Origin of the sequence: Clostridium sp. DSM 8431 (assembly GCF_900116755.1) — a bacterium.
Lineage (GTDB): Bacteria > Bacillota > Clostridia > Clostridiales > Clostridiaceae > Clostridium.
The window spans coordinates 1-25165 of the sequence record NZ_FPBY01000031.1; the positions used below are offsets into that span (position 1 = coordinate 1).

General features: G+C 28.9%; 26 protein-coding genes and 2 pseudogenes. 7 read left to right on the plus strand and 21 right to left on the minus strand.

The annotated features are described in order from the left end of the window. Positions 1–146, plus strand: a pseudogene (locus BM384_RS17250) (IS110 family transposase); the annotation flags it as partial. Between the two features lie 85 nt (positions 147–231). Here the strand turns inward: BM384_RS17250 and BM384_RS17560 are convergent. Together BM384_RS17560 and BM384_RS04740 are read right to left on the minus strand one after the other, a co-directional pair. Further along, positions 232–402, minus strand: a complete 171-nt coding sequence (locus BM384_RS17560; protein WP_175537281.1) for a hypothetical protein — start codon at positions 400–402, stop codon at positions 232–234. A 76-nt stretch (positions 403–478) separates the two neighbouring features. Beyond that, entirely contained in the window at positions 479–694 is a 216-nt protein-coding gene (locus BM384_RS04740) for a DUF739 family protein (RefSeq protein ID WP_090011590.1), read from the minus strand. A 154-nt stretch (positions 695–848) separates the two neighbouring features. Between BM384_RS04740 and BM384_RS04745 the strand changes: the two genes are divergently transcribed. The 3 genes from BM384_RS04745 (at position 849) to BM384_RS04755 (ending at position 3424) form a co-directional block, all read left to right on the plus strand. Next, the gene (locus BM384_RS04745) at positions 849–1274 is read left to right on the plus strand and encodes a helix-turn-helix domain-containing protein (protein ID WP_090011592.1); all 426 of its coding nucleotides are present in this window, start codon (positions 849–851) and stop codon (positions 1272–1274) included. 39 nt (positions 1275–1313) lie between these two features. Continuing rightward, positions 1314–1622, plus strand: coding sequence for an ImmA/IrrE family metallo-endopeptidase (locus BM384_RS04750; protein WP_175537282.1), 309 nt, complete (start codon positions 1314–1316; stop codon positions 1620–1622). Positions 1623–1786: 164 nt separating this feature from the next. Beyond that, positions 1787–3424 carry a recombinase family protein gene (locus BM384_RS04755; protein ID WP_090011596.1) on the plus strand — a complete coding sequence of 546 codons (1638 nt, stop codon included), beginning with the start codon at positions 1787–1789 and terminating at the stop codon, positions 3422–3424. A gap of 44 nt (positions 3425–3468) precedes the next feature. On the opposite strand, the pseudogene BM384_RS04760 reads toward BM384_RS04755, so the two are convergent. After that, positions 3469–3732 (minus strand): annotated as a pseudogene (locus tag BM384_RS04760) (FAD-dependent oxidoreductase); the annotation flags it as partial. Next, complete coding sequence (locus BM384_RS04765; protein WP_090011599.1) at positions 3729–4721, minus strand: sulfide/dihydroorotate dehydrogenase-like FAD/NAD-binding protein; 993 nt, start codon at positions 4719–4721, stop codon at positions 3729–3731. The gene BM384_RS04765 and the pseudogene BM384_RS04760, both read right to left, overlap by 4 nt. A 150-nt stretch (positions 4722–4871) precedes the next feature. On the opposite strand from BM384_RS04765, the gene BM384_RS04770 reads away from it, so the two are divergent. After that, positions 4872–5741, plus strand: a complete 870-nt coding sequence (locus BM384_RS04770) for a methionyl aminopeptidase (RefSeq protein WP_090011601.1) — start codon at positions 4872–4874, stop codon at positions 5739–5741. Between the two features lie 113 nt (positions 5742–5854). On the opposite strand, the gene deoC is transcribed toward BM384_RS04770, so the two are convergent. Together deoC and BM384_RS04780 are read right to left on the minus strand one after the other, a co-directional pair. After that, complete coding sequence (gene deoC, locus BM384_RS04775) at positions 5855–6520, minus strand: deoxyribose-phosphate aldolase (protein WP_090011603.1); 666 nt, start codon at positions 6518–6520, stop codon at positions 5855–5857. Between the two features lie 88 nt (positions 6521–6608). After that, on the minus strand, positions 6609–7517 hold the full coding sequence (locus BM384_RS04780; RefSeq protein ID WP_090011605.1) for a D-alanyl-D-alanine carboxypeptidase family protein: 909 nt from the start codon (positions 7515–7517) through the stop codon (positions 6609–6611). A 139-nt stretch (positions 7518–7656) separates the two neighbouring features. Between BM384_RS04780 and BM384_RS04785 the strand changes: the two genes are divergently transcribed. Next, positions 7657–8226 carry a DUF2953 domain-containing protein gene (locus BM384_RS04785; RefSeq protein ID WP_090011608.1) on the plus strand — a complete coding sequence of 190 codons (570 nt, stop codon included), beginning with the start codon at positions 7657–7659 and terminating at the stop codon, positions 8224–8226. Then, positions 8223–8684, plus strand: a complete 462-nt coding sequence (gene ytfJ, locus BM384_RS04790) for a GerW family sporulation protein (RefSeq protein WP_090011610.1) — start codon at positions 8223–8225, stop codon at positions 8682–8684. The genes BM384_RS04785 and ytfJ overlap by 4 nt, the downstream gene beginning before the upstream one ends. A 40-nt stretch (positions 8685–8724) precedes the next feature. Here the strand turns inward: ytfJ and scpB are convergent, their stop codons facing one another. The 15 genes from scpB to BM384_RS04860 form a co-directional block, all read right to left on the minus strand. Beyond that, positions 8725–9339 carry an SMC-Scp complex subunit ScpB gene (scpB, locus tag BM384_RS04795; RefSeq protein WP_090011612.1) on the minus strand — a complete coding sequence of 205 codons (615 nt, stop codon included), beginning with the start codon at positions 9337–9339 and terminating at the stop codon, positions 8725–8727. Next, positions 9332–10087: a segregation/condensation protein A gene (locus tag BM384_RS04800; RefSeq protein WP_090011614.1), complete on the minus strand. Its 756-nt coding sequence runs from the start codon at positions 10085–10087 to the stop codon at positions 9332–9334. The genes scpB and BM384_RS04800 overlap by 8 nt, the downstream gene beginning before the upstream one ends. A 98-nt stretch (positions 10088–10185) precedes the next feature. Further along, the gene (locus tag BM384_RS04805) at positions 10186–11466 is read right to left on the minus strand and encodes a D-alanyl-D-alanine carboxypeptidase family protein (RefSeq protein WP_090011615.1); all 1281 of its coding nucleotides are present in this window, start codon (positions 11464–11466) and stop codon (positions 10186–10188) included. 329 nt (positions 11467–11795) lie between these two features. Beyond that, positions 11796–13559, minus strand: a complete 1764-nt coding sequence (locus tag BM384_RS04810) for a methyl-accepting chemotaxis protein (protein ID WP_090011617.1) — start codon at positions 13557–13559, stop codon at positions 11796–11798. A gap of 37 nt (positions 13560–13596) precedes the next feature. Beyond that, on the minus strand, positions 13597–13755 hold the full coding sequence (locus BM384_RS17565; protein WP_175537283.1) for a hypothetical protein: 159 nt from the start codon (positions 13753–13755) through the stop codon (positions 13597–13599). Positions 13756–13779: 24 nt separating this feature from the next. Continuing rightward, positions 13780–15723 carry a 5'-nucleotidase C-terminal domain-containing protein gene (locus tag BM384_RS04815; RefSeq protein WP_090011619.1) on the minus strand — a complete coding sequence of 648 codons (1944 nt, stop codon included), beginning with the start codon at positions 15721–15723 and terminating at the stop codon, positions 13780–13782. Between the two features lie 284 nt (positions 15724–16007). Next, positions 16008–17312 carry a pyrimidine-nucleoside phosphorylase gene (locus BM384_RS04820; protein WP_090011621.1) on the minus strand — a complete coding sequence of 435 codons (1305 nt, stop codon included), beginning with the start codon at positions 17310–17312 and terminating at the stop codon, positions 16008–16010. A 17-nt stretch (positions 17313–17329) separates the two neighbouring features. Continuing rightward, a complete protein-coding gene (locus tag BM384_RS04825; RefSeq protein WP_090011623.1) occupies positions 17330–18502 on the minus strand; it encodes a phosphopentomutase in 1173 nt (390 codons plus the stop codon). Between the two features lie 41 nt (positions 18503–18543). Next, positions 18544–19422, minus strand: a complete 879-nt coding sequence (locus BM384_RS04830; protein WP_090011625.1) for a tyrosine-type recombinase/integrase — start codon at positions 19420–19422, stop codon at positions 18544–18546. 74 nt (positions 19423–19496) lie between these two features. Next, positions 19497–20129 (minus strand): stage II sporulation protein M, encoded by a 633-nt coding sequence (gene spoIIM, locus BM384_RS04835; protein ID WP_090011627.1) that lies wholly within the window; start codon positions 20127–20129, stop codon positions 19497–19499. A gap of 601 nt (positions 20130–20730) precedes the next feature. Continuing rightward, a complete protein-coding gene (locus tag BM384_RS04840) occupies positions 20731–21468 on the minus strand; it encodes a hypothetical protein (RefSeq protein ID WP_090011629.1) in 738 nt (245 codons plus the stop codon). A gap of 234 nt (positions 21469–21702) precedes the next feature. Continuing rightward, the gene (locus BM384_RS04845) at positions 21703–21942 is read right to left on the minus strand and encodes a hypothetical protein (RefSeq protein ID WP_242945955.1); all 240 of its coding nucleotides are present in this window, start codon (positions 21940–21942) and stop codon (positions 21703–21705) included. A 518-nt stretch (positions 21943–22460) separates the two neighbouring features. Beyond that, entirely contained in the window at positions 22461–22706 is a 246-nt protein-coding gene (locus tag BM384_RS04850) for a hypothetical protein (RefSeq protein WP_090011631.1), read from the minus strand. Between the two features lie 93 nt (positions 22707–22799). Then, complete coding sequence (locus BM384_RS04855) at positions 22800–24428, minus strand: pectate lyase family protein (RefSeq protein WP_207650698.1); 1629 nt, start codon at positions 24426–24428, stop codon at positions 22800–22802. Next, positions 24406–24861 carry a hypothetical protein gene (locus BM384_RS04860; RefSeq protein ID WP_090011633.1) on the minus strand — a complete coding sequence of 152 codons (456 nt, stop codon included), beginning with the start codon at positions 24859–24861 and terminating at the stop codon, positions 24406–24408. Before BM384_RS04860 ends, BM384_RS04855 begins: the two co-directional genes overlap by 23 nt. Positions 24862–25165: the final 304 nt, after the last annotated feature.

Genomic DNA, 25165 nt, shown 5'->3' on the forward strand with positions numbered 1-25165 from the left:
CTAAAGTTGCTTTAGTTGCTATAATGCACAAATTAATAAATTATATCTTTGCAGTACTTCGAAACCAAACTCCATTTGAGTTACGAAATCCTAAAATACATAAACAAATGTTTTTAGAAAATACTTCTCAAAATAGTGCCGCTTAATTGATTTACATTTTTTGTAACCATTCGTGTTTTACAAATGGTTTGTTTGCTACACCCTTTTTTAAAAAATATTATTTTTTAAAATTTACTTGACTATTATTAGCTGGTCTTCTACAAGTTTTTCTATTATCTCAACTGGAAGTACTTGCATTAAAAATTTAGCTACTTCTGTAACTACCTTTTCATCAAATTCCTGCTGCTGCTCCTCAGTCATTTCTTTTATAGTCACATTGTATGTAGGTTCTTTTCTAGGCACTGATTACTCCCCCAAACCCTTAATAACACATTATATGATGTTATCCCTAAAAACTTACCCTTTGTACAACTTAAATTTAGTCTTGTAACTTACCATCAAAGAAGATTTTATTAATATCTTCCTTAGTTAGGTCTAATAACTTAGCTATCTTTAATATTTCATCACTCTTAAAAGGCATCTTACCTAATGCCTTTTGATTGTAGCTTTTGTGACTTATTGAAAGTGCTTTAGCAAATTCCTCCTGAGTTTTATACTTTAAAATTCTTTTACTTTTAAGTAGTTTCTTATTCAAAACTTACCACTTCCTTTACCAGACTTACCAAACGGCAACTATAGTTTAACTTACCATTTGGTAAGTGTCGATAATTTCCTTATAATTTTGGTAATATTTTATGTATTTTTTGTTTAAACATTTATAATTATGGTAAGTATCAAGGAGGGATAAGATGAAAACTATAGGTGAAAAAATTTTAGCATTACGAGAAAACTTAAACATGAAACAAAAAGAACTAGCAGATTTAGTTGGAATTACAGAAGCTACCCTTTCTAGATATGAGAACGACAAAAGACAACCCAGGGGTGAAATAGTTCCTAAACTTGCTAAAGCTCTTAACGTTACAGCTGATTATCTTTTGGATAATGAAATATCTATCGATGACTATAATAGCTTAAACAATAAAGAAATTATAGATATTGAAAAAGAGGCTGAAACGATGATCTCTAAAATAGATTCTTTAGAGAATTTAGAATTCTGCGGGACAATTGCAGATGATGAAGATAAAGAATATCTTAAAGCTGCCTATCAAAAATTCTTAATGGATGTTAGAGTTTACAACAAGCAGAAATACACTCCAAAGAAATACAAAAAATAAAGGGTATTAAATATGGGCCATAACTTAATGGGGGTGCTTATGGTCAAATCAGAAATAAAAAAAATAATTAAATCTTATGGTACATCAGATGTATTTACAATCTACAAATCTTTGGGATTATGGATTTATATCCTTCCTTTAGGAAAGATAAAATCTCATTATATATACAAAAAGAAGAGGCATGTCTTATTTATAAATAGCAGTCTTTCAATTAACGAACAGATATTTTTATGTACCATAATGCTGGGGCATATAGTTTTACATAAAAGGTATAAAGACTTTTCAACAATAGAACAAAAAGAAGCAGAGGATTTTGCTTTAGAATTCATAGAAATAGCTTCTAAATAATATATAAAAATAAATTCAACAGGTCCATACTTAGAGCTTAAAACTACTCCCTCTTCTTAAGCTCACTACCCCAGGTTATATTCCTTAGCTTCTCCCTAAGAAGTTTAAGGAATATTTATTTGCGCATACTAATACTGATAAATTTTTCATTATGAGGTGATTAAATGAAAGTTGCTATTTACAGTAGAAAATCTGTGTTTACTGGTAAAGGCGAAAGTATAGAAAATCAAATCCAAATGTGTAAAGATCATTACTTAAGAAACTATCCCGATAATTCTTGTGAATTTGAAATTTATGAAGATGAAGGTTTTTCAGGTGCAAATACTAAGAGACCTCAGTTTCAAAAATTACTATCAGAAATTAATCAGAATAAATTTAAAGCTCTTATATGCTACCGACTTGATAGAATTTCTAGAAATGTTGCTGATTTTTCTGCAATATTAGAATTACTACAAGCTCATAATGTAGCATTCATTTCAATTAAGGAGCAATTCGATACCTCTACCCCTATTGGTAAGGCTATGGTATATATAGCTTCTGTATTTGCTCAACTTGAAAGAGATACTATTGCTGAAAGAATTAAGGATAATATGCTACAGCTTTCTAAAACAGGAAGATGGCTTGGAGGACAGACTCCCCTTGGCTTTGAAAGTGAAAAGATTATATATCTTGATGCTGAAATGAAAGAACGTTCTATGTATAAGCTAAAACCAATAGAAGAAGAAATGAATCTTGTGAAGCAGATTTTCAACAGATACATGGTTGCTGGTTCTATACACTATGTATTAAAAGAGCTTTTATCAAGTAATCAAAAAGGTAAAAATGGTGGTGAATTCCACACTTTGTCTATATCAGATATTTTAAGAAATCCTGTTTATGTTAAGTCAGATGATAGCGTTAAAATGTACTTAGAATCAAAAGGAATTCAATTCTGTGGTACTCCTAATGGCTGTGGAATTATGCTTTATAATAAAAAAATTGGTGGCAAAAAATATAATTCAATGGATAAATGGATTGCAGCTGTTGCAAAGCATGAAGGGATAATCGAGTCTAATGATTGGCTTATGGTTCAAAAAAGCATGGACATTGCCTCTGAAAAACGTACTGCTACTAATATAAGACTTGGTACATCTAAAAAAGCTCTTTTAACTGGTGTACTGAAATGTGCAAAATGTGGTGCTCCAATGCGAGTTACTTATGGCAGATTAAGAAAAGATAGTACAAAAAATTATTATTATACCTGTACTATGAAATGTCATAGTGGCAAAACTAGATGTGATAATCCAAATGCCTCTGGGCCTATTTTAGAAAAGCAGGTAATTAATACTCTTATAAATTATGATAAGACTGTATTAAAAGAAAAACTTAATACCTTATTACAAAACGAAAAAAAGGTTAACTCCAATGATAAATCATATAATATGAACTTAGAGATAAATTCTCTGGAAGATGAAATAAGTACTTTAATGGATCAATTAAGTAAGACTAAAAATAAAACCACTCAGGAATTTTTACTTAAGAAAGCTGAGGAGCTTTCTACAAAACTGGATGAACTAAAGAATAGTGTTAATGATTCTACTGCTCTAAAGAAAAATGCTCAAAATGATATTGATAACTTAAATATTGTTATTGAAAGTTTTGATAAATTTAGTACCCTATGTGAATCTATTAAAGACTTAAGCTCTATTGATGATGATGTTCAAATTGCTTTGAGGAACTTGATTGATAGACTTGTTTCTAAAATAACATATGATGGAGTAACCCATGATGTCGTAATTGACGTATGGGGCAAAAAAAAATAACCAATGATGACCCTTCCCTACTTAGGAAAAGATTTCAATACGATAAGGGTTGCATGTTTATGCCCTGGAAAATCAACGTCTTGATGCTTTGATATTTTATCAGTAATTTTAATTAAATCTCCTCCACCAAGGGCTATAAGTTCTTCTGAAGCAGTATATCTTCCGTTGTTTCTCATGATTCCGCCTACATTACCAAGACCTAGGAGCAGATCAGTTTTTTCATATATTGAAACATCTGCTCCTGCTTTTTTGGCGCTGACTGCTGCTGCACATCCAGCCCATCCTCCACCTATAATAACTATTTTCATATAAATCTTCTCCCCTCAAAAATACTTCGTGGATCACACTGCAGTTTACAGAATCTCTTTACTCTGTGGCCTGAATACCTAGCTGTACATGCTCCACATATCCCTTCACCACAGCACATCTTAAAATTATTACAGCAGGAAAGTTTAATATCATCTCGTCCAAGCTTATGAAGATATTCAATAACACTATAGGTTAAAATATCTGCCCCTGCTAAATGAATAAATTTTATATCCTTATCTCTAATTGAATTACTTATAATAAATTCTCCTTCTTCTGATAATCTGCCTTTATTTAATAAATTAGTTTCTTTAATATCTACATCAAAGTCGCTTAAATACTCAAGAGCAAAATTATCATTAAAGGGACTTAAGTCCACATATACATCTACTTCACATTTATTACTTACAAGCTTTCTAATAACAGGAAGCATAGGAGCTAGTCCTATTCCTCTTGCAAGTACAAGACAATTTTCTTCCTTAGTTTTTGATATATTTTCAAGACCAAATACTCCATTCCAATATGGTCCCCTAATTACTATATCTTCTCCCTTATTTATGTCTTCAATTTTTTTAGTTTTTATTCCTCTAATTTCAATAGCTACTGTAACAATATTATTTTCTATATCAGAATTCATTATAGATATGGGCACATCATAAAAACAATTAACATCTGTTCTTATGAAAATAAAACTTCCTGGTTTAACTAAATCTATTGCCATTTTATGTGGAACTTCAAATTTAATCATAAGAAGATCTCTGCCAAATTTTTTTGTATCAATAACTTTACATGCTATAGATTTTCTGCCTTCCTTTGCTTTTAAACCATTATTTTTTAATTCTTGATAGACACAGACACCCTTCCAATTGACACAATCACAAAAAGTATTTCCATGAAGCTGTGAACATATTATACATTTTCCTGATTCTGCAAGCTTACAAGGACAGTACTCTGTACCACAATCAATACAGTCCATCTTTTCCTTATTCATTAAGTACTCCTTTTAGAAATTACTTCCTTATACTAAAGTATTTTTTTATATTATAAAATGTTACATTATTCCCCTTAATTTCATTCCTATTCTGGCGAAAAAGTTATATAATAGTATATAGATTTTTATAAAAAAAGGAGAGATATATAAATGGATCTTGGTAGAAATGACCCTTGTTGGTGTGGTAGTGGAAAGAAGTACAAAAAGTGCCACTACGACTTTGACGAAAAACTTGAAGCTTTCAGATTAAAAGGGTGTATAGTTCCTTCTAGAGACTTAATAAAGAATAAAGAACAAATCGAAGGAATTATAGCAAGTGCAAAAATAAACACAGGAGCTTTAGATTTAGTTGCTAAAAATATTAAAGCTGGTATGACTACTGCTGATATAGATAAATTAGTTCATGACTTTACAGTTGAACATGGTGCTGTTCCTGCTCCACTTGGCTTTGAAGGATTCCCAAAAAGCTGTTGTACATCAATAAATGATGAAATATGTCATGGTATTCCTAGCGAAGATGTGGTTCTTAAAGAAGGAGATATCATAAATGTAGATGTTTCTACAATATTAAATGGATATTATTCAGATGCATCAAGAATGTTTATGATAGGTGATGTTCATCCTAAAATGGAAAAACTAGTTAAGGTAGCTAAAGAATCTTTAGATGCAGGCTTTAAAGCTGTTAAACCATGGGGCTTCTTAGGTGATGTAAGTGAAGCATGTCAAAAAGTTGCTGAAGAAAATGGTTACTCTATAGTACGTGAATTTGGAGGACATGGTGTTGGACTTGAATTCCACGAAGAACCTTTCGTTCCTCACATAGGTAAAGCAGGTACTGATATGTTACTAGTACCAGGTATGGTTTTCACAATTGAACCAATGGTTAATATGGGTAAACCTGATTTATTCATTGATGAAGAAAATGATTGGACTGCATTAACTGAAGATGGTATGCCTTCAGCTCAATGGGAATACACTGTTCTTGTTACTGAAGATGGTGCTGAAATATTAACTTGCTAATAAGTTAAAAATAAAAGATGTAATCTGAATTATCTTTGAATAATTCAGATTACATCTTTTTTGCTTTTTTAATTCTTAAAAGAGCTACCTAAATTCTAAATTCTAAATTAATATTAGTATCCCTTAGCTTCTTCATTATTAAATATTTTAATAATTCTGCTAGTTCCAAGTCTTTCAGCACCAATATTTATAAATTCTTCAGCAGTTTCTAAGTCTTTAACTCCTCCTGCTGCCTTTATTTTAACATCTTCACCAACATACTTAGCAAAAAGCTCTAAATCTTCTTTAGTAGCTCCACCCGTTCCAAAGCCAGTTGAAGTTTTTATAAAATCTGCTCCTGAATTAGTCACAACTTCACACATTTTTATTTTTTCTTCTTCAGTAAGGTTACAAGTTTCTACTATTACTTTAAGAACTTTAGTTCCACATATTTCTTTTAAAGTTCTTATTTCATCTTCAACTAATTTAAATTCTTTATCTTTAACCCAACCTTGATTTATAACCATATCAATTTCATCTGCTCCATTTTCTAGAGCATCTCTAGTTTCAAAAGCCTTAGTCTCCTTTGTCATATATCCATTTGGGAAACCAATAACTGTACATATTTTTAGTCTATCCCCAACATACTCTTTTGCCTTAGCTACATATGATGGTGGAATACAAACTGAAGCAGTTCTATACTTCATCCCCTCATCACATATTTTTTTAATTTCTTCCCATGTAGAAGTTACACTTAAAAGAGTATGATCGACAGTTCTTAATATCTTTTCTTTATCCATTTTAGTATCTCCCTTTTTTTAATTCTCTATATTAGATTAACAAAAATCTAAAGATTCTGCAATCGATTTAAGGGTTCAATTTATATTACTATATTTTCATTTCGAACTGAATCTCTTCCTTTTCAAAGCTATACTCTTCATTTTTACTTGCAAATTCCTTCATAGCCATACCTTCAAAAGCCATTCTTTCCTCTACATGTTTATATATTTTTTCTGTTACATTCCATCTATCAGGACAATCTAATACTACTATAATTAAGTCCTTACCATCACAGTTTACAGATGAAACAAGGCACTTTCCAGCTTGCCCTGTATATCCAGTTTTAACTCCATTAGCTCCTGGTATTTTCCATAGTATTTTATTTATATTATTATAATCTCTAGTAAAATTATATTTGTCTTTTCTAATTTCTTTAGTTCCAACTATTTCTCTAAAAGTATCATACTCCATTCCTTTAGCTGTAAGAAGAGCTAAATCATAAGCAGATGAATAGTGATCACTAGAATCAAGACCATGAGGAGACTCAAAATGAGAATCTAATATTCCAATACTGGAACCATAATGATTCATAATTTTTGCAAAGCCTTCAATAGAGCCTCCAATACCTTCTGCTAAAGTTATTGCTGCATCATTTCCTGACTTATACATAAGTCCATATAAAAGTTCTCTTATTGTAATCTCTTCTCCTGCTTTATATCCAACTTTTGATCCTCTTATACTTGCAGCATTTTTACTTACAGTAAATTTTTCATCTAAGTTTCCTCTTTCTATAGTAATTAAAGCTGTTAATATTTTGGTTGTACTTGCCATTGGAACTAAATCATAAGCATCTTGTTCAAATAACACCTGTTTACTTTCTCTATCCATGGCTATAGCATGATGAGCATTAACTCTAAATTTACTTTCTTCTACAGCCTTTGGATTTGCTAGAGGAATATTTAACATATACATTAATGTAAAAATAATAATTGATATATTTTTAAAACTTAATTTCATAATTCATCACCTTCTAATTTCTAGTACATAACATAGTTTGTCTATTTTATATAATTTAATACCTATATACTTAAAATTTATAGTTTATTTTAAAAATAACAGGTAATAATAAGAATGTTATATGTATTGGAGGTAGTTTATGAAGGTATTTCTAGAAATCTTATTTTTTATTTTTGTTATTTTAATTTTACCAATTCCTTTTAAGCTAAAAATATCTTTATCAAAAGAGCGCATTATAATAAAACTTTATAGATTTACAATTTTAAATAAAGCTTTTGATTTTAATGAATTAATAGCTAAAAAAAAGTCTTCAAGAAAAAATAAAGAAAAGAAACAGTCCTATTTCCAATCCTTAACCTTAAAAAATAACTTAAAGCTAATATACTCTTTAGAAAGAAATATCTTAAAACCACATATATCTATAGATGGTTTTTTTAAATATTCTTTAGAAGATTCTGCACTTACTGCAATTTCATTTGGAGTACTACAATCTTTTGCTCCTAGTATTATTTATATTTTTAATATTCTTTTTAAAATTAAGAAAATAAATATACCCATTACCCCTATATTTGAAGATAACTTCACCCTAAAGTCTGAAATTAATTGTATATTTACTATTTCTATAGCAAAAACTATGCTTATAGTTATTTTATTATTTAAAAGCTTAATAAATATTAAAGGAGATGAACTCGCAAGAGAAAATATATGAGTATAGAACATCCAGTAGATAATTTAATTAAAAGCACTATGGAAAATCTTAAAGATATGGTTGATGTAAATACAGTAATAGGTGATGCTGTTGAAACAAAAGATGGAGGATATATAGTTCCAATTTCAAAGGTAAGTTTTGGGTTTGCTTCAGGAGGATCTGAATTTAATAATGCTAATATAGCTAATAGTGCAGATTCTAAATATCCTTTTGGTGGAGGTTCTGGAGCTGGTGTAAGTGTTAAACCTGTAGCATTTTTGGTTGTTAAAGATGATAAAATCAGACTTTTACCAATGGATGCTGATAACACATATGATAGAATTGTTGATACCGTTCCTCAGATTTTAGATATGTTTAAAGATTTTATGAAAAAAAATAATAAGTGTAAAGAAAAAGAAGAGGCAGAGCAAATGGAATTTGATTCAACAAATTTATCTTCTGAGCTAAAACATCAATAAAAAAATAAGTAGTCTCCCTTAAAGGAGATTACTTATTTTTTTAATCCTCATCTTGTTCTACTGCTACTTCCTGTGCCTTTAAAGCTTCTTCCTCTTCTAATATAAATAAATCTAGTGATGGAAGTTCATGTAACCCATGTAATCCAAATTGTCTTAAAAACTCTTCTGTTGTTCCATAAAGTATAGGTCTTCCTGGCACTTCAAGTCTTCCAACTTCTTTAATTAAATCTCTTTCAACAAGTTTTTGAATTGCACTTTCTGATTTTACCCCTCTTATTTCATCTATATCAATTCTTGTAATAGGTTGCTTATATGCAATAATAGCAAGACTTTCTAAAGAAGCTTGAGATAAAGACTGTCTTTTATTTTTCTTTAGTAGCTTTTGAATATAATCACTATATTCATTTTTTGTTACAAGCTGATAAGCTCCATTTATTGATATAAGCTTTATACCTCTTTCTATATGCTTATAATCTTCCATCATTTCTTCTAAAATATCCTTTGTATAAGCAATACTTATTTCTAAGTGAGAAGCTATATCCCTAATTTCTAAAGGATCTCCACTTACAAATAATAAGGCTTCTACTGTAGCTTTTAAATTACTTCTATTTGATACTTCTTTAAATTCAAATTGTCCTCTTTCAAAATCATCCATTTTCAGGCCACCTTTCAATTATTATGTTTCCAAAACTTGAAGTCTGATAGACCCTTACAACTCTCTGTTTAATAAGTTCTAAAAGCGCTAAGAAGGTAACAACTGTTTCAATTTTACTTTCACATTCTGCTGCTAAATCATCAAATCCCATTACCTTTCCTTCTTGTATTCTTTCAGTAAGATAATTAATTTTATCTTCAATTTTATACTTATCTACATAAATCTTTTTTTCTATAACATTAGCTCTATTTTGCTTATTTCTATAAATCTCTAATAGGTTATTAAATATATTATATAAGTCCAATAAAGTAACATTCTTTAAAATATCTTCATTCTTTGAAGGTTTTTCCTTTACTTCTTCTATTATTTCAGGCTTTTTAGTAAATATACTTCCTGAATCTGAATATCTTTCTTTAAAGAAATTAGTTGCTTCTTTTATCTTCTTATAAAGAATAAGTTTTTCTAACAGCTTCTTTTCTATATCTTCTTCATCTTCTTCATCATCTTCCTTTTTAATCTTTGGAAGAAGGGTTTTAGACTTTATTTCTATAAGTGTAGCTGCTATTACTATAAATTCAGAAGTTATATCTAAATCCATTTCTTTCATTTTATCTAAATATTGAAGATATTGATTAGTTATTTCTGATATTTCAACATTGTAAATATTCATTTGATTCTTTTTTATTAAATGTAACAATAAATCAAAGGGACCTTCGAAATTATCTATTTTTATTTTTGGTAATTCCAATTCTTCTTCACCTTTTTCTAAATCTATTTTAAGTCCACATTATATTATAATATAATTTTAATTTTCTTTAAAGAAAAAAAGGAGCTTAAAGCTCCTTTTTACTCATCCTTATTAAACAATCCTTTTATACTATATTTTATACTGTCTAATAATCCACCTTTTTCAATTTCTCTATCACTATAAACTTCTACTTCTCCGACCTTTTCACTGCCTAAATATACTTCACACTTTCCTACAATATCTCCTTCTTTATATTCAGGCTTAATTTCATCAATTACTATTTTCTTTTCTAATTCTCCACTTTCTCCCTTAGGAACTACTACTTCTAAATCTTCACAAGCTTTTGCTATAAAGAATTTGTCTGTTTTTTCTCCCATATAAACAGTATCTACATCTTCATCTTTTTCTACTAATTTCTTACCTTGATACTTAGAGAAACCATGATTTAATAATATACCTGCATCTCTATTTCTTATTTTATATGTAGGTGCTCCCATAATAACTGCAAGCATTCTTACACCATTTCTTTTAGCTGTTGCTGAAATACAGTATTTAGCTTCACCTGTATAACCAGTTTTTAAACCATCACATCCTTCAAAGAATCTAACAAGTTTATTATGATTTACTAATTCTATAGGTGACTTTCTTCCTTCAGATATAGTTTCCATATATATTCCTGAATATTTTAAGATAGTAGGATGTTTTAAAAGTTCCCTTGACATTGTAGCTATATCTCTAGCTGTTGATAGATGTCCTTCAGCAGGAAGTCCATTACAGTTTTTAAAAGTAGTATTAGTCATACCTATTTCCTGTGCTCTAGTATTCATCATATCTACAAAATCAGCTTCTGTTCCTCCTAAATACTCTGCTATTGCAACAGCTGCATCATTACCAGATGCTATTGCCACACCTTTTAAAAGTTCTTCAAGAGTACGAACTTCTCCTGTATCTAGAAGCATGGTACTTCCACCCATTCTTTTAGCATTTTCACTACAAGTTACTTTATCTTCTAAAGATACTTTACCACTATCTACAGCTTCCATAGCTAAAAGCATAGTCATTACCTTTGTAACAGAGGCTGGAGCAAATTTTTCATCAATATTTTTTTCATATAATAATTTACCTGATATTGGTTCCATAAGAAGGGCAGATCTTGCTTCTATTTCATTTTCTCTCCCCTCCTTTTTTTCATCTTTAGTATTTTTCTCTTCGGCTAAGGTCTCCTCTTCTTTTTCATCATCCTCTTCTTCCTCTATAAGAGCACATTCTTCTTCATCCTCTTTTTCTACAGCATATATAGTATTTCCTTTAGGTAACAATAAAAAACTTAGTATAAATATTAAAGCTATTGATAGAAACTTTATGTATTTTTTCTTCATTAACTCTGCCTCCTTTCAAGGATTATTATTTCCATAAACAAAAAAAATATCACTATTAAGTGATATGAAAAAAGCAAATGGCACTAGCCATTTGCTTTTATATTTTATATTGTAAATTTATTTATAGATTGATTTAACTTTTCTATTATTTCTGAAAGTTCCTTTGAAACTTTAGATATATCTATGCTTCTATTCATAAACTCACTTGCAGTTGCATCTACTTCTTCTGTAGCTGCTGCTAATTCTTCTGAAATAGCTGTTACTGATTGAATAGAATCACTAACTAATGTCTTTTTAGTATCATTACTTTTAGAAAGAGAAGATATATCCTATATTTTAGGAGTAAGATTACTTAATAATCTTTCTATATTAGTGAAGGATTCTATAGTTCTTTCTATCTTTTCCTTTTGATTTGTGACTTCAGTATTAATTTCATCAGTCGAATTTAATATATTTCTGCTTTCAACAAGTACACTAGTTATAATTGAACCAATTTCATCTACAGAATGTTGACTTTGATCTGCTAATTTTCTTATTTCCTCAGCAACAACACTAAATCCTCTTCCTGCCTCACCAGCTCTAGCTGCTTCAATAGCTGCATTTAAAGCTAGTAAGTTTGTTTGTTCTGATATCTCACTTATTGTATTAGTTATATTTTCAATAGATGATATTTTATCATTCATATTATTAATACCTATATTAAAAGTACCAAAGCTTGAATCAAAGTTATTAACTGATTTATTTAATTGTTCAATACTTATATTTCCGTCATTTAACTTTTCTTTAATTTCATCTGAAATACCTGAGACTTGTTCAATTTTTTTATTCATCTCGTCGATATTATTTGAAAATACCTCCATATTAGTATTTACTAATAAAAGTTTCTCAGCTTGTTCTGTTGTTCCCTTATCTGATTCATGCATTGCTTCTGAAATATTTTCCGAACCTGAAATAATCTCACTTGATGTATTTTTTAATACAACATATTGACTGTTTATTACATTAACATCTTCTTTTAATTCATTTATAATTGCTGAAATTGATTCTTTAGTATCCTTTAATGCTCTAGTTATAGCTCCTATTTCATCCCCATTTTCAAGTTCTTTTTCATTAAGTTCCTTATTAAATACACCTGTTGATATAATTTCTATATCTTCTTTTAGTACATTTAACATTCTTAGTAATACTTTATCACCAAACTTATAAAGTATTACTAAGAATGTTAACACTCCTACAATACCAATTAATATAAACATTACAAATAAAGAATTAAGTTCTTTATATAACTCTGAATGTTCTAATTCTAATGCTAAAGACCATCCATTTACATCAGTAAGTGATGTATAAGCAAAAGATTTATTATCAACTCTTTCTAGGCCACTTTCACCAGAAATCATTTTTTCATATATACTCTTTTCACTTTCAGTTATATTGTCATCTTCAAAAACATTTATTTCATCTTCAACTTCTTTAACATTATCTGATCCTACAATATTTCCTTTAGAATCAATAATACGTGCATTTCCCATACCAAAATACTTGATATCTTCAGCTATTTTTGATAAGAATGTACTTTCAAATGTGCAAGTCATTCCCCCAATAATTTTATTATCTGTATTTTTTATTGGAACTGCAACATATGTAATTTGTATTCCTTCTTTATTTACTTGTGGATAACTTATATATTTTTTATCATTCATTACATCATGAAAATATTGTTTATTACTAATATTATTAGTAAAACCATCTGTTGTTACAAAATCAGCATTTGCTGACATTAATCCAATAGATCTTATATTTAATTTTGAACAATATCTTTTTAAGATTTCTATCTTTTCTTCAGTGCTTACATTTTCATTAGATATTATTGGATCAGCTGCAATTGTTCTTGCAGAAGTAAACTTTTCTTGAATATTATTTGCAACTCTATTAGATGCATCTGTAACTATTCTATTTAATGAATCATGCTTAACATCTTTCATACTATTCATTGAAATTATAAATGCCGTTGAAAATGCTGCCGCAAATAATACAATAAATGTACTTGCTAAAATTAAAATCATTCTACTTTTAATACTTTGTCTATTATTCACAATATACCTCCATATTTATCCTTTCATACCATGATAATTACTTTCCGAATATACATGAAATAAAGTTCTTTACAGTGTTTATTGTATTAACTATTGCATTGTTTACTGTATTAACTACTCCTGATACTACAGAATTAATTTTATCTTTAAGTGATGATTCTGGAGATATAGTATTGTTATCTTCTGGTGTTTCCACCCCACTATTTTCTGGTATTTCTACTTAGCTATTTCCTTCATTACTGTTTTCTGGTGTTTCTACTTTACCATCTTTAATTTCTTCTAACTCTTCAATTATTTCAGTTAATCCCTTTGCTTCTAATTGAGCTATTACAGTTTCATATGTAGCTGATTCTATAGCAACATTATCTTTAATAGTAAGTTCAATTGTTCCATTATTAATTAACTCAACAACTTTGTTTCTTAATTCTTCATTGTAAGATACACCTGTTAATTTCCAGTTGTTATCTACTTCTTTAGTAATTTTTCCGCCCTTAACATTTACAATGTAATCAGCAACCATATCTCTAATATCTGATAAAGTATCATTAGTTGATTCGTAAACTAATTCATGTTCACCTGAATCAAATAAAGGAGATAATTGTGAAGAATATCTAAAGTCATTTACAGCTAAGTAAACTACATCTGTATCTTCAACTACTTTACCATCGCTAAAATATAAGTTTTCAATTCTATTGCCAGCATCTTTTGAAATGTTAATATCATATGAAACTCCTGTTAACATATCATATTTAAATGATCCAAAATCTTTATTGAAAGATACTGTTAAATCGCCTTCTTTAAATGTATTAAAGAATTGAGCTGACCATTCAAGATATTTCTTTAATTGCTTACCATTAGTTTTTACTGTATATAATTTATTATCATATCTATAAATGTTAGCTAGTCCTGCCTTTGTAATATCTCCTGCCATAAGGTTAGCTGTTGGTGATAACATTGCAGTTCCTGAAACAAGGTGAGCATTAGTTAAATCTGCTCCAATTGAATCTAAATGTTTCTTACTATTATATAATTGTGCTGAATTTATTAAGTCAGTTACACCTTGATCTGATACGAAAGATTGAGGAATTCCAGCTACTTCATCAGCATCTGCAAGATTTCCACCTTCTAATTCTCCGATTTTGCTTAATGCATCATTTAATGCTATATTGTGATATTTATTTAATTTTTCATTTAAGTCTTTATCTGTTGCTGAATCCTTTGAGAAAGTTGTAATTGAAGAATCTGCACTTACTACTTTATATCCATCTTTAGTTTTTTCAATTTCTAAATCAATATCAGCTAAATCTACACCGTTATTCTTAGGTTCTGTGATTAAAACTCCGTTAACTACTTCCTTTTCTAATCTTTCATGAGTATGTCCAGCTAAGATTGCTGCAACTTCTGGACAAAGGTTAGCTATATCTTTAGCGTTATCTCCATCACCATATTCATTTTCTGATCCAACGTGAGCTGATACTATAAATACATCTGCAGCGTCTTCTTCTTTCAATTCATCTATAACTTTTCTTACTTCTTCATCTGGTCTTGTAAATTTATATCCTTGTAGCTTATCTCCATCCCATTTCATTATATGGTTAGTAGTTACTCCGATTACTGCGACTCTTATTCCATCAACTTCTTTAACCATATATGGTCTGTAAGCTCTTTCTCCATTTTCATTATAAAGGTTAGCACATAATACTTTTGTATTTCCTGCTTCAACTTGTCCTATAACCTTATTTAATATTCCTAATCCATAATTGAATTTATGATTTCCTAAAACCATTGAATCATATCCAATTTCATTTAATGCCAATGCAACTGGATTAACATTGTTGTTTAAAAATTCATCTGTTGTAAATAAATTATTATAATTTCCTTGTATTGAATCCCCGTTATCTAATACTAGGGTATTAGGATTTTCTGCTGTCTTTTCCTTTACAGCTTCTGAAATTTGATTATATCCTCCTGCTGCACTTGAAGTTGTAGCATACTCATAGTTCATAAACTTTCCATGAACATCTGTCGTTCCTAATATTTGTATCTTTGTTATTTCACCATTTTCTGCAGCTGTTACGAATAATGTATTCATACTTGCTAACATCCCAATTGTTAGTGCTGCTAAAGTAATTTTTGATACTAGTCTCTTATTTCTTTTTATCATTTGTATTTCTCCCCTCAATATCTATCGATATCTTTATAGTTTACTACCACCACTATATAATATTAAAAAAAATAACTCTTAGCAACGCTATATTTTTATCTATTTCATATATTTTTTGCATTTTTTAACACTTCTATAAGATGACAAATATGTTTTTAATTTAAAGGAAATTTCTTACTCATTTTATTATTTTTTCATAATTTAAAACCATATTTTTCTTAGCAAAATAAAACCATCCTTTTTAAAAACAAAGGATGGTTTTATTGTCGTTTTTTTGCTGTTTTTTATTTGATAATGTTGTAAACCAAAGGAATTTTATCAAAATATTTATCAGAAACCATAATTTCCTCAATAAGTTTTTTTACTGCTTTTTCTCCTTTTTCTTGAGAATTAGCATATACTGTAGCTAATAGATCGCCACTCTTAACTTCATCGCCTCTTTTTTTAGCAAATACTATTCCTACTGATAAATCTATTACACTATCCTTAGCTACCCTTCCTGCTCCAAGTTCCATAGCAGTTATACCAACTGCTTCTGCTTCAATCTTAGAAATAAATCCTGATTCTTTAGCTAAAACTTTCATTTCATATTTAGCTTTAGGGAAAAGACTAGTATCATCTACCATTCTTTCATCTCCACCCTGTGCTTTAACGAATTCCTTTAATTTTTCTATTGCTTTTCCATTTTCTATAGTTTCTAAAAGCATTCTCTTTCCATCATCAAAATCTTTAGCCTTCTTAGCTATCATAAGCATATTACTTCCAATAGTAAGAGAAAGCTCTAATAAATCTTTAGGTCCATTTCCTTTTAATGTTTCAATTGCTTCTATAACTTCTAAAGAGTTACCTACTGCAAAACCTAAAGGTTGGTCCATATCAGAAATTACTGCTATAGTTTCTCTTCCTACATGCTTTCCTATATCCACCATTTCCCTTGCTAAAGCTTCTGCATCTTCTGGAGTTTTCATAAATGCTCCATCTCCAACCTTAACATCTAAAACTATTCCATCAGCTCCTGATGCAATTTTTTTACTCATAATACTTGATGCAATAAGAGACATATTATCAACTGTAGCTGTAACATCTCTTAAAGCATAAAGCTTTTTATCTGCTGGTGCTAAATTAGCAGTCTGCCCTGCTATAGCTGCTCCAATGGTATTTACATTTTGGATAAACTTTTCTTCACTTAATTCAACAGAAAATCCTTTAAAAGCTTCAAGCTTATCAATAGTTCCACCTGTATGTCCAAGTCCTCTTCCAGACATTTTAGCTACAGGAACTCCGCAGGCTGCTACCATAGGAGTTAATACTAAAGAAATACTATCTTCAACTCCTCCTGTTGAATGTTTATCAACCTTTATACCTTTAATTTTATCAAGGTTAAGTTTATCTCCTGAATTAACCATTGCCATTGTTAAATCAGCAGTTTCTCTTTTATTCATTTTTTGAAAATATATTGCCATCATTAAAGCTGATATTTGATAATCTGGAATTTCTCCTTTAGTAAAGCCTTCAACAAAAAAATTAATTTCTTCTGTTGTAAGTTCTTTTCCTCTTTTTTTCTTTGATATTAAATCGTACATTCTCATATTTTCTGCCTCCTATATTAGATTATTAAGTCTTTAAAAGATTCTCCATTTGCATAATTTTTTATGTCAAGATAATCTAATATAGTTTTTCCTATATCAGTAAATGATTCTCTAATACCTATATTAACTCCTGGCTTAACATTTTTACCATATACTAATATTGGTATGTATTCTCTTGAATGATCTGTACCTGGCATAGTAGGATCACATCCATGATCTGCTGTTACTATTAATATATCTTCATCTCTAAGCTTTGAATATATTTCTTCAAGTCTTGAATCAAAATCTTCTATAGCTTTTCCATAGCCTTCTGGATCATTTCTGTGTCCATATAACATATCAAAATCAACTAAATTAGTAAATATTAATCCCTCATCTATACTATCCATATATTCTAAAGTTTTATCTACTCCATCCATATTTCCTTTTATATGAACTGCATCTGTGATTCCTTTACCATTATATATATCTTCTATCTTTCCAACTGCAGCAGTTCTTTTGCCACTTTCTTCAATATATTCAAGCATTGTTTTTCCAAAGGGATCTAATGCATAGTCTTTTCTGTTACTTGTTCTCTTAAAGTTTTCAGCCTTTGTTCCTACAAAAGGTCTTGCTATAACTCTTCCTACACATTTATCACCAACAAGCATTTCTCTTGCTACTTCACACATTTTATATAAATTTTCAAGACCTATAGCCTCTTCATGAGCTGCTATCTGAAATACACTATCTGCTGAAGTGTATACAATTGGATAACCAGTTCTTAATTGTTCTTCCCCTAGTTCTTCTATTATAGCTGTTCCTGATGCTACTTTATTTCCTAAAACGCCTTTTACACCAGTCTTTTTCATAAACTCATTAATTATTTCCTCTGAAAATCCATCAGGATAAGTATTAAGTGGTTTTTCTAAAATAACACCTGCAATTTCCCAATGTCCAGTTACAGTATCCTTTCCTATAGATTTCTCCATAGACTTTCCAAAGGCTCCTATAACCTTTTCTTCTTTTCCTAGATTTTTTACACCTTGGATATTACCAAAGCCCATTTTCTTTAAATTAGGTATATTCAAGCCTCCATTAGCCTTCCACACATGGTCTAAAGTATGACTTCCCTTATCACCAAATTTTTCAGCATCCGGAAGCTCTCCTACTCCTAAGCTGTCTAATACTATAAGTATTACTCTCTTCATAACGTTAATCTCCCTTCAATCATAAGCTAAATTATTTAAAATCAAGCTCTTGGATGTGACTTTTTGTAAATTAAATTAATTTTGTCACTATTTATTATTTCATAATAAGTATCCATATATGTCAATACCTGATTTCCTAAAAGTTTTTGTACTGCACGAACATTAGCACCATTTTGAAGCATATGAACTGCAAAGGAATGTCTAAAGGTATTTAAATTTACATCTTTATCAATACCAGCTTTATGAGAATATTCCTTTACTATTCTCCATATCCCCTGCCTTGTAAGCTTATGTCCATTTAAGTTAACAAAAAGATTGCTAACTCCAACTTCTGCTACTCTATCTCTAACTTTTAAATATTCTTCAATTGCTCTTAAGGCACTTCTTCCAATAGGTATTAATCTTTCATAATGTTTGTTGTCTGTACATTTAACAAAAGATAAATCTAAATTCACATCGTCTACATTAATTCCAATAAGTTCAGATACCTTCATACCTGTTGCATACATAAGTTCTAATAGTGCATTATCTCGAATTCCTTTAATTCCATCCTTATCAACAGATCTTATTATTTTATCTACTTCTTCAACTGTTAAAATTTGTGGTAATTTTTTTGTATCTCTACTGCTTTTATAAGTAATCTTAGGTATATCAGTTACCAATGCTCTACTCTTCAAATAGCCATAAAAACTCCTAAGACTAATAACTATCCTATTAATAGACCTTTCTGATTTTCCTTGGTTTAGGAGATATTCAATATATGCCATTACAGCTTTATTATCAGAACTATATAAATCCATATTTTCTTTATCGATAAATTTTGTATATAGATTTACATCTGTAACATAGGCGTATATAGTATTTTCGCTTTTATCGTTTTGTACTAAATAGTTCTTATAATCATTTATAATTTCTATCACCTTAAACTGCTCCCACACCATTATTAATTAAACACTTATCAATTCTACTTTGTAATCTGAAGTATATTATTGTTTTAAGAATATAATTTACATACCACAAATTTAATTATGCTTGGAGATATATATGTTTCAATAATAATTGCTGCTACAAAGAATACTGCTATTAAAATCATAATATTCACTAAGGGTTTAGGATCTAAATTTCTATTTATATGACCTTTGAAAAATCTTTTTTTAAATTTTTCAACAGATAGCTGTAATGCTATTACGCTTAACACCATTATGCAGGGTATATATATTAAATTCTGAATTATGCTTGAAGATAGGGCTAATAAAAACCCCTTTCCTTCAAAGGTTGTTAATAAAAAAGTAAATGTATACCCTAAGGTGAAGCCTTTGATAAAATCCACAATTAAAATAACTGGAATTCCTATAAAAGTAAAAGCACATATTATTATTGGAATTATTAAATATAAGTTTTTCTTTACTACATTTAATAATAAGCCTTTATAATTAATATCATTATTGCAGATATTATTTGTAAATGTAGTAAAATAGCTTGTTAAATCTTCTTTATCAGATGCACTCATGTATTTCACCGTATATGTTCCTATTACTATTCCTATACAAAACAGAACTAATACAAAAACATAATATCCTCTATTTTCTTTAAATGTTTCATTAATTTTTTCAATCAATCTCTTCACCGCTTAATCCTCCTATCGTATCTCCTAAATAATACTATGATTACTCTACTTAAATTATGCCTTCCTTATAAAGACCTATATAATTCAACTTAACTTTAATAATAATAAGTATTTATTAGAGCAAAGTGGCTGACGCCACGCTTTTCAGCGCAGGAAGCAACTTTGTAAAGCCTGTCAAAAGGTTCTAAAAGCAAAATAAATTCATCTTAAAATACAATTTAATTATTTTGCTTTTTGGTTCTTTTGTGGCACTATATTTTTGTTTTTAACGCATTGGACAACTTACATACCAAAAAGCTTGTAATAATCAGTGTTCGCTGTCAAAGAAATTTTAAACTTTCCTATGTGTTAAAAAATCTTTAAATATTCTCATAAAAAAATGATGCAATATAATTTTTGATTCTTAAATTTCAAAAACTATATTGCATTCACTAAAATTTTAAAGTAATAAAAGTAATACTTATAAAGTGTATTTATGTATTTCATATTTTTTAATCTTTACTATGTTAAGAAGGAAAAGGTGCTTTAAGTACATATTCTATACTTAAATTCCTTATCAATCTTAACAAGTTTAGGAGAAAATTATGATTAAAAAGAACCTTTAATTAATGTAAACATAGAATTTACTTAAAGGTACACTATATATTTTTAAAATGTCTATAACAGAATCTCTAAAATCATTCTCTATAGACTCTTTTAAAACAACATTTTGAGTAGATATTTCTTCATGGTTAGTATTATTCTTATATCTTTTAGTTAATATATCTGCAGCCTTTACCGTAAGCTCCTTCCAGTCACTTACTTCTGAATAATAATCATCTATTTTAAAAGCTTTTGGAGACTTCTGTGTAAAGTCTTCACTTATACATAATTTATTACTATCATCGCAATCAAGCTCAAAATTAGCTTTCATATTGTTTTTATTTCCATCTTCATATTCTTCAAAGCTTTTGTTATTATTTGCTTCCTTATAATTTTCATTTATCCATAAGACATAATTATTTATTTTTTGAACAACTTCATATATCTCCATAGATTTATCTCTATAATCTTTGCTTAATTCAAAATCTCTAGAACTTTTAATGAGCTCACTAGACTTATCTTCAATATAATCTATAGTATTCTCTAAGGTGTCAGCAAAATTTATTAAAGAATCTCTTATATCTAGCGATATATCTGTGAAATTATCAATAATGTATTTAGTTATACTTCTATCTAAAATTATTGAATCTATAAACTTATTAATATTTTTATTCTCTTCAGATTCTTTTACCTGATCTTTATTTTGCAAAACTGTATTATTAACATTACCTTTTTTAAAGAAAACCCCTTTATTCATTTTTACCACCTTATCTCTCATGTTTTATTACATGTAAAATATTACCATTTATTTTTTTTAAAATCAACTTTTTATTTAAGATTTCTTAGTTCTAATAATAAAAATGGTTAATATATAAAACCTGGCAATAAATTTATTTTCTTTGCCAAACTTTATATATTAACCATTTATCTTGGTTGAAACAAATTAAACAATTTAACATTTTGAGGTATTCATATATTTTTAGGGTATTGATTACTTAAGTGAATCAATATCTCCTAAAAATTCTACAGGGTCAATTGTAAGTTTTGCTTTAACTACTGTCTTATGTCCTGTTACATCTAACTTTGGTGCATTTTTCTTTGCTTCTTCAAGGGTATCAAATACTCCAAGTAATTCTGTACGTACATCTTCACCATTTAAAACTGATGCTTTGAATACACAATAAACTTCCTTTTCAGTATTTTTTAAATTCATGTTGCTTAATACTCCCATTAATAACATCTCCTATCATTTATGTATTTCTTTTGACACCTTTATTATGCATCACTTAAAATGTATTGTCAATAATTTCTTTTTCAATTTTATCTATTTTTTCTTATTTTTCTACAAAAAGATATTTTTTTAACAATGTTATTCGTTATCATTTTTAATTAAATTATGAAAACTTATTCATAATTTAAACAATTACATTTCTTTTTTCATATAAGTTTTAGTACAATTAATTTTTTTAAATTCTTCTTTCTATCACAACATTTACACAAAAGATGTTTTTTGTCTTATTATTCCCTTTGTCTTTATATGTCTTTATAATAAAAAATTTTTAAAGTAAAAAATTTATCAAGATATTTTTTTGAATAAAGTGTCTTTCATTACACTTCTTAGTGCAGAAATTCATTTTACCTACAATAAAAAAGGTTATACCCAAATTAATATTTTCTAAAACGAAAAAACATCAGCATTATAATTTTTTGCTGATGTTCCTTTAATATGAATTACTACTTTATGATTTTTTATTTTATGCCACTTTCAAAAAACACATCAATACCTGCTTCATTAATCTTCACCTTTCCTTGAGAATTAGGAGCTGTTATAAGCTTATTTTCTAATAAAAAACTAATACTTCTTCCTATATTACTTCTATTAACCTTATGTTTGGTCTTAAGACAACTTTTATAAATATCCTCTACTCCCATCCATTTATCCTTATTCTCTACTAAAGCTCTAAGCACATTTTTCTGTGTTATGTTTAAAACCATAATATCCACTCCCACTATAACTTATAATAATTATTATTAAGTTATAAGAGAAAAAAGAACTAGAATCAAAATTCAAGTTCTTTTTCTTTTATATTATTTATATGAAGTTGTCATCCATTCTTTTGATGTTAAATCTAACTGCTTAGCTCCTGCTCCATCTTCCTTTGAAGTTAATCTTTCTAATAAACCTTCTGGATCATCAAGTTCATAACTATATGGAAGCTTGTCCATTCCATTCCAAGAGAAGTCTAAAGCTTTTGCAGGTTCTGGTGATAATGGACTATTTTTTTCTATACTACTTCCTCTAAAATCAATATCCTTATATTTATAAATTGTATCAAGAGCTAATATCTTACCCGTATATTCTGTTTTAGATGCACTTTTTTGATTGTTTCTTAATGGTGATGATACCCCTAGTATTTGAGAGTTTTCAAGTAGTAAGGCTCCACCTTCTGTTGATAATGCACCATTGCTTGTAATACCAAAATGATATCCAGCACTATTTATCTGCTTATTTAAGGAACTGCTAATTATAGATTTAGCCTTATTTGCATCTCTTGAATCCATAACTATATTATATATATGAGCATTTCCACCTCTAAGTCTTGGCATACGATCTTGAGAATCTTTATAATAATTATGATGTAAAGTAAGCTCTAAATCCTTATTATCTGAAGCAAATTCTGTAGCACCAATTAAGTGAGTCTTCTTATGAGGCGCTGCTACATCCATTATATTATCTTGACTTAATCCTAAGGATCTTAAATATTTATACATTGGATATTGTGATTCATTACTTTCCATTTCATCAAACATAGCTTTGTAGAATTTTGAATTCTTATCTCCTGGTAAGAATTTAGACCAAGAAATAGTAAGTCCTGTAGTACCTTTCTTAGAATCTACTATACCATCATAAGCTTTATTAAATGTACAGTGATCAACCCAAACCTTTGAACATCCTTCAAAGCCTAAGTAATCCCAGTCGTTTCTATCATAATTTCCTTTAGTGTTTTCGTCCCATTCCCAAAGCTCATCAAATTCAATATTTCTGATGGCTATATTTTTACAATTCTTAAATACAAAACCTGCATGAGTTAATTTTGCTCCATTCTTAGAGTAAATTGTAAGACCATCAAAGCTATCAACTGTTATTTTACTTACACCTGATTTTTTTAATGTAGGATGAGTAAGCGGTTCAATGTTTTGTGTTATTGGTGCCACTTTAGCTGAAGATTCAATTTCATTCCATCCTAAAGCTATATCATTAGTTATTTCTATAACTTTAATTTTAGATTTTTTCTTTAAAGCTTGTGCAAGCTCAGTAGCATTGCTTACCTTTGCATAACTAGAACTTGTTTCGTCAATTATACCTCCACCAATATTACCTTCAGCAAATCCTTCAACTGAATATTGATTTAAATTCACTACTCCTTCTTCATTTTCCTCTTCCTTAGAATCTTCTACTATTGAGTCAGAAGCATCTTCTTTTGAGTCTTCTACTACTGAATCTGAAATATCTTCCTTCGAATTCTCTTCTTTTGAATCCTCTACTGATTCATTTTTTGATTCTTCATCTATTTTAATATCTCCTAAAACCTTAACATTATCATAAGATGTATCTTCTGTTTCTATTACTAATTTATCATTAATATAAACCTTTAAAGAAGTTCCATTCATTTCAAGTCTTGTATTATGCCACTTACCTGCTTCTAATTGATACATTTGCTTTATCTAAAACTATGGAACTTCCATTAACTTTCTTTCTAAGTTCAACTAATCCACCATTTTTAGAGCTTAAACTTACTGCATAATAATTATTAGCATCTTTATAACGTCCACATAATAAAGCTCTATTAGATCCATTAAAATTATTCACCTTAATATCTGCTTCTAATGAATAATTTTCCCACTCTTCATTTCCTATAACAGCTCTTCCTTCAACACTTGTAGATGTTTGACGAAAAACTTTTGTACCATCTTCTACAACATTCCAGCTTCCCTTAGCTAGTTCCCAATTGCTGCTATTATCCCCTTCAAAATTATCTGCAAAATAAACTCCGCCAAGTTCAGATGCTGTTGTTTTTGTACTTACTAAACCTCCTGTAAGTAAAGTAGCTGCTGTTAATAAGCATATTAATCTTTTTCTATTATTCATTTCTCCCACTATCTCCTTATCGTTTGTAATTAAATATGTACTATTCCTCTTATACCTCCCCTTGTATAATCTAGTTGTAACATTTGATAGAAAACTATTTACTATTCTAACGAACATTACATGTCTAAATTGATATTAATTTTCTTATCTATTACTTTGCTTACGCCCCGATAGGGAAATACGCATTTCATAATTTAAAATAGTTTTTTATTTAAATTCCAAAAGGAATCTAACCAAATTTAATATAGTTTAGTATAATACTCCTGAATAGAAGATAGATGTACCCCCCCTGGGAGGTTTTAAA

What these genes read in the sequence shown, in the direction of transcription:
- BM384_RS04745 (WP_090011592.1), top strand. Translation starts at nt 849, where the DNA reads ATGAAAACTATAGGTGAAAAAATTTTAGCATTACGAGAAAACTTAAAC.
- BM384_RS04750 (WP_175537282.1), top strand. Translation starts at nt 1,314, where the DNA reads ATGGTCAAATCAGAAATAAAAAAAATAATTAAATCTTATGGTACATCA.
- BM384_RS04755 (WP_090011596.1), top strand. Translation starts at nt 1,787, where the DNA reads ATGAAAGTTGCTATTTACAGTAGAAAATCTGTGTTTACTGGTAAAGGC.
- BM384_RS04765 (WP_090011599.1), bottom strand. Translation starts at nt 4,721, where the DNA reads ATGAATAAGGAAAAGATGGACTGTATTGATTGTGGTACAGAGTACTGT.
- BM384_RS04770 (WP_090011601.1), top strand. Translation starts at nt 4,872, where the DNA reads ATGGATCTTGGTAGAAATGACCCTTGTTGGTGTGGTAGTGGAAAGAAG.
- deoC (WP_090011603.1), bottom strand. Translation starts at nt 6,520, where the DNA reads ATGGATAAAGAAAAGATATTAAGAACTGTCGATCATACTCTTTTAAGT.
- BM384_RS04780 (WP_090011605.1), bottom strand. Translation starts at nt 7,517, where the DNA reads ATGAAATTAAGTTTTAAAAATATATCAATTATTATTTTTACATTAATG.
- BM384_RS04785 (WP_090011608.1), top strand. Translation starts at nt 7,657, where the DNA reads ATGAAGGTATTTCTAGAAATCTTATTTTTTATTTTTGTTATTTTAATT.
- ytfJ (WP_090011610.1), top strand. Translation starts at nt 8,223, where the DNA reads ATGAGTATAGAACATCCAGTAGATAATTTAATTAAAAGCACTATGGAA.
- scpB (WP_090011612.1), bottom strand. Translation starts at nt 9,339, where the DNA reads ATGGATGATTTTGAAAGAGGACAATTTGAATTTAAAGAAGTATCAAAT.
- BM384_RS04805 (WP_090011615.1), bottom strand. Translation starts at nt 11,466, where the DNA reads ATGAAGAAAAAATACATAAAGTTTCTATCAATAGCTTTAATATTTATA.
- BM384_RS04815 (WP_090011619.1), bottom strand. Translation starts at nt 15,723, where the DNA reads ATGATAAAAAGAAATAAGAGACTAGTATCAAAAATTACTTTAGCAGCA.
- BM384_RS04820 (WP_090011621.1), bottom strand. Translation starts at nt 17,312, where the DNA reads ATGAGAATGTACGATTTAATATCAAAGAAAAAAAGAGGAAAAGAACTT.
- BM384_RS04825 (WP_090011623.1), bottom strand. Translation starts at nt 18,502, where the DNA reads ATGAAGAGAGTAATACTTATAGTATTAGACAGCTTAGGAGTAGGAGAG.
- BM384_RS04840 (WP_090011629.1), bottom strand. Translation starts at nt 21,468, where the DNA reads ATGAATAAAGGGGTTTTCTTTAAAAAAGGTAATGTTAATAATACAGTT.
- BM384_RS04845 (WP_242945955.1), bottom strand. Translation starts at nt 21,942, where the DNA reads ATGGGAGTATTAAGCAACATGAATTTAAAAAATACTGAAAAGGAAGTT.
- BM384_RS04850 (WP_090011631.1), bottom strand. Translation starts at nt 22,706, where the DNA reads ATGGTTTTAAACATAACACAGAAAAATGTGCTTAGAGCTTTAGTAGAG.
- BM384_RS04855 (WP_207650698.1), bottom strand. Translation starts at nt 24,428, where the DNA reads ATGTATCAATTAGAAGCAGGTAAGTGGCATAATACAAGACTTGAAATG.
- BM384_RS04860 (WP_090011633.1), bottom strand. Translation starts at nt 24,861, where the DNA reads ATGAATAATAGAAAAAGATTAATATGCTTATTAACAGCAGCTACTTTA.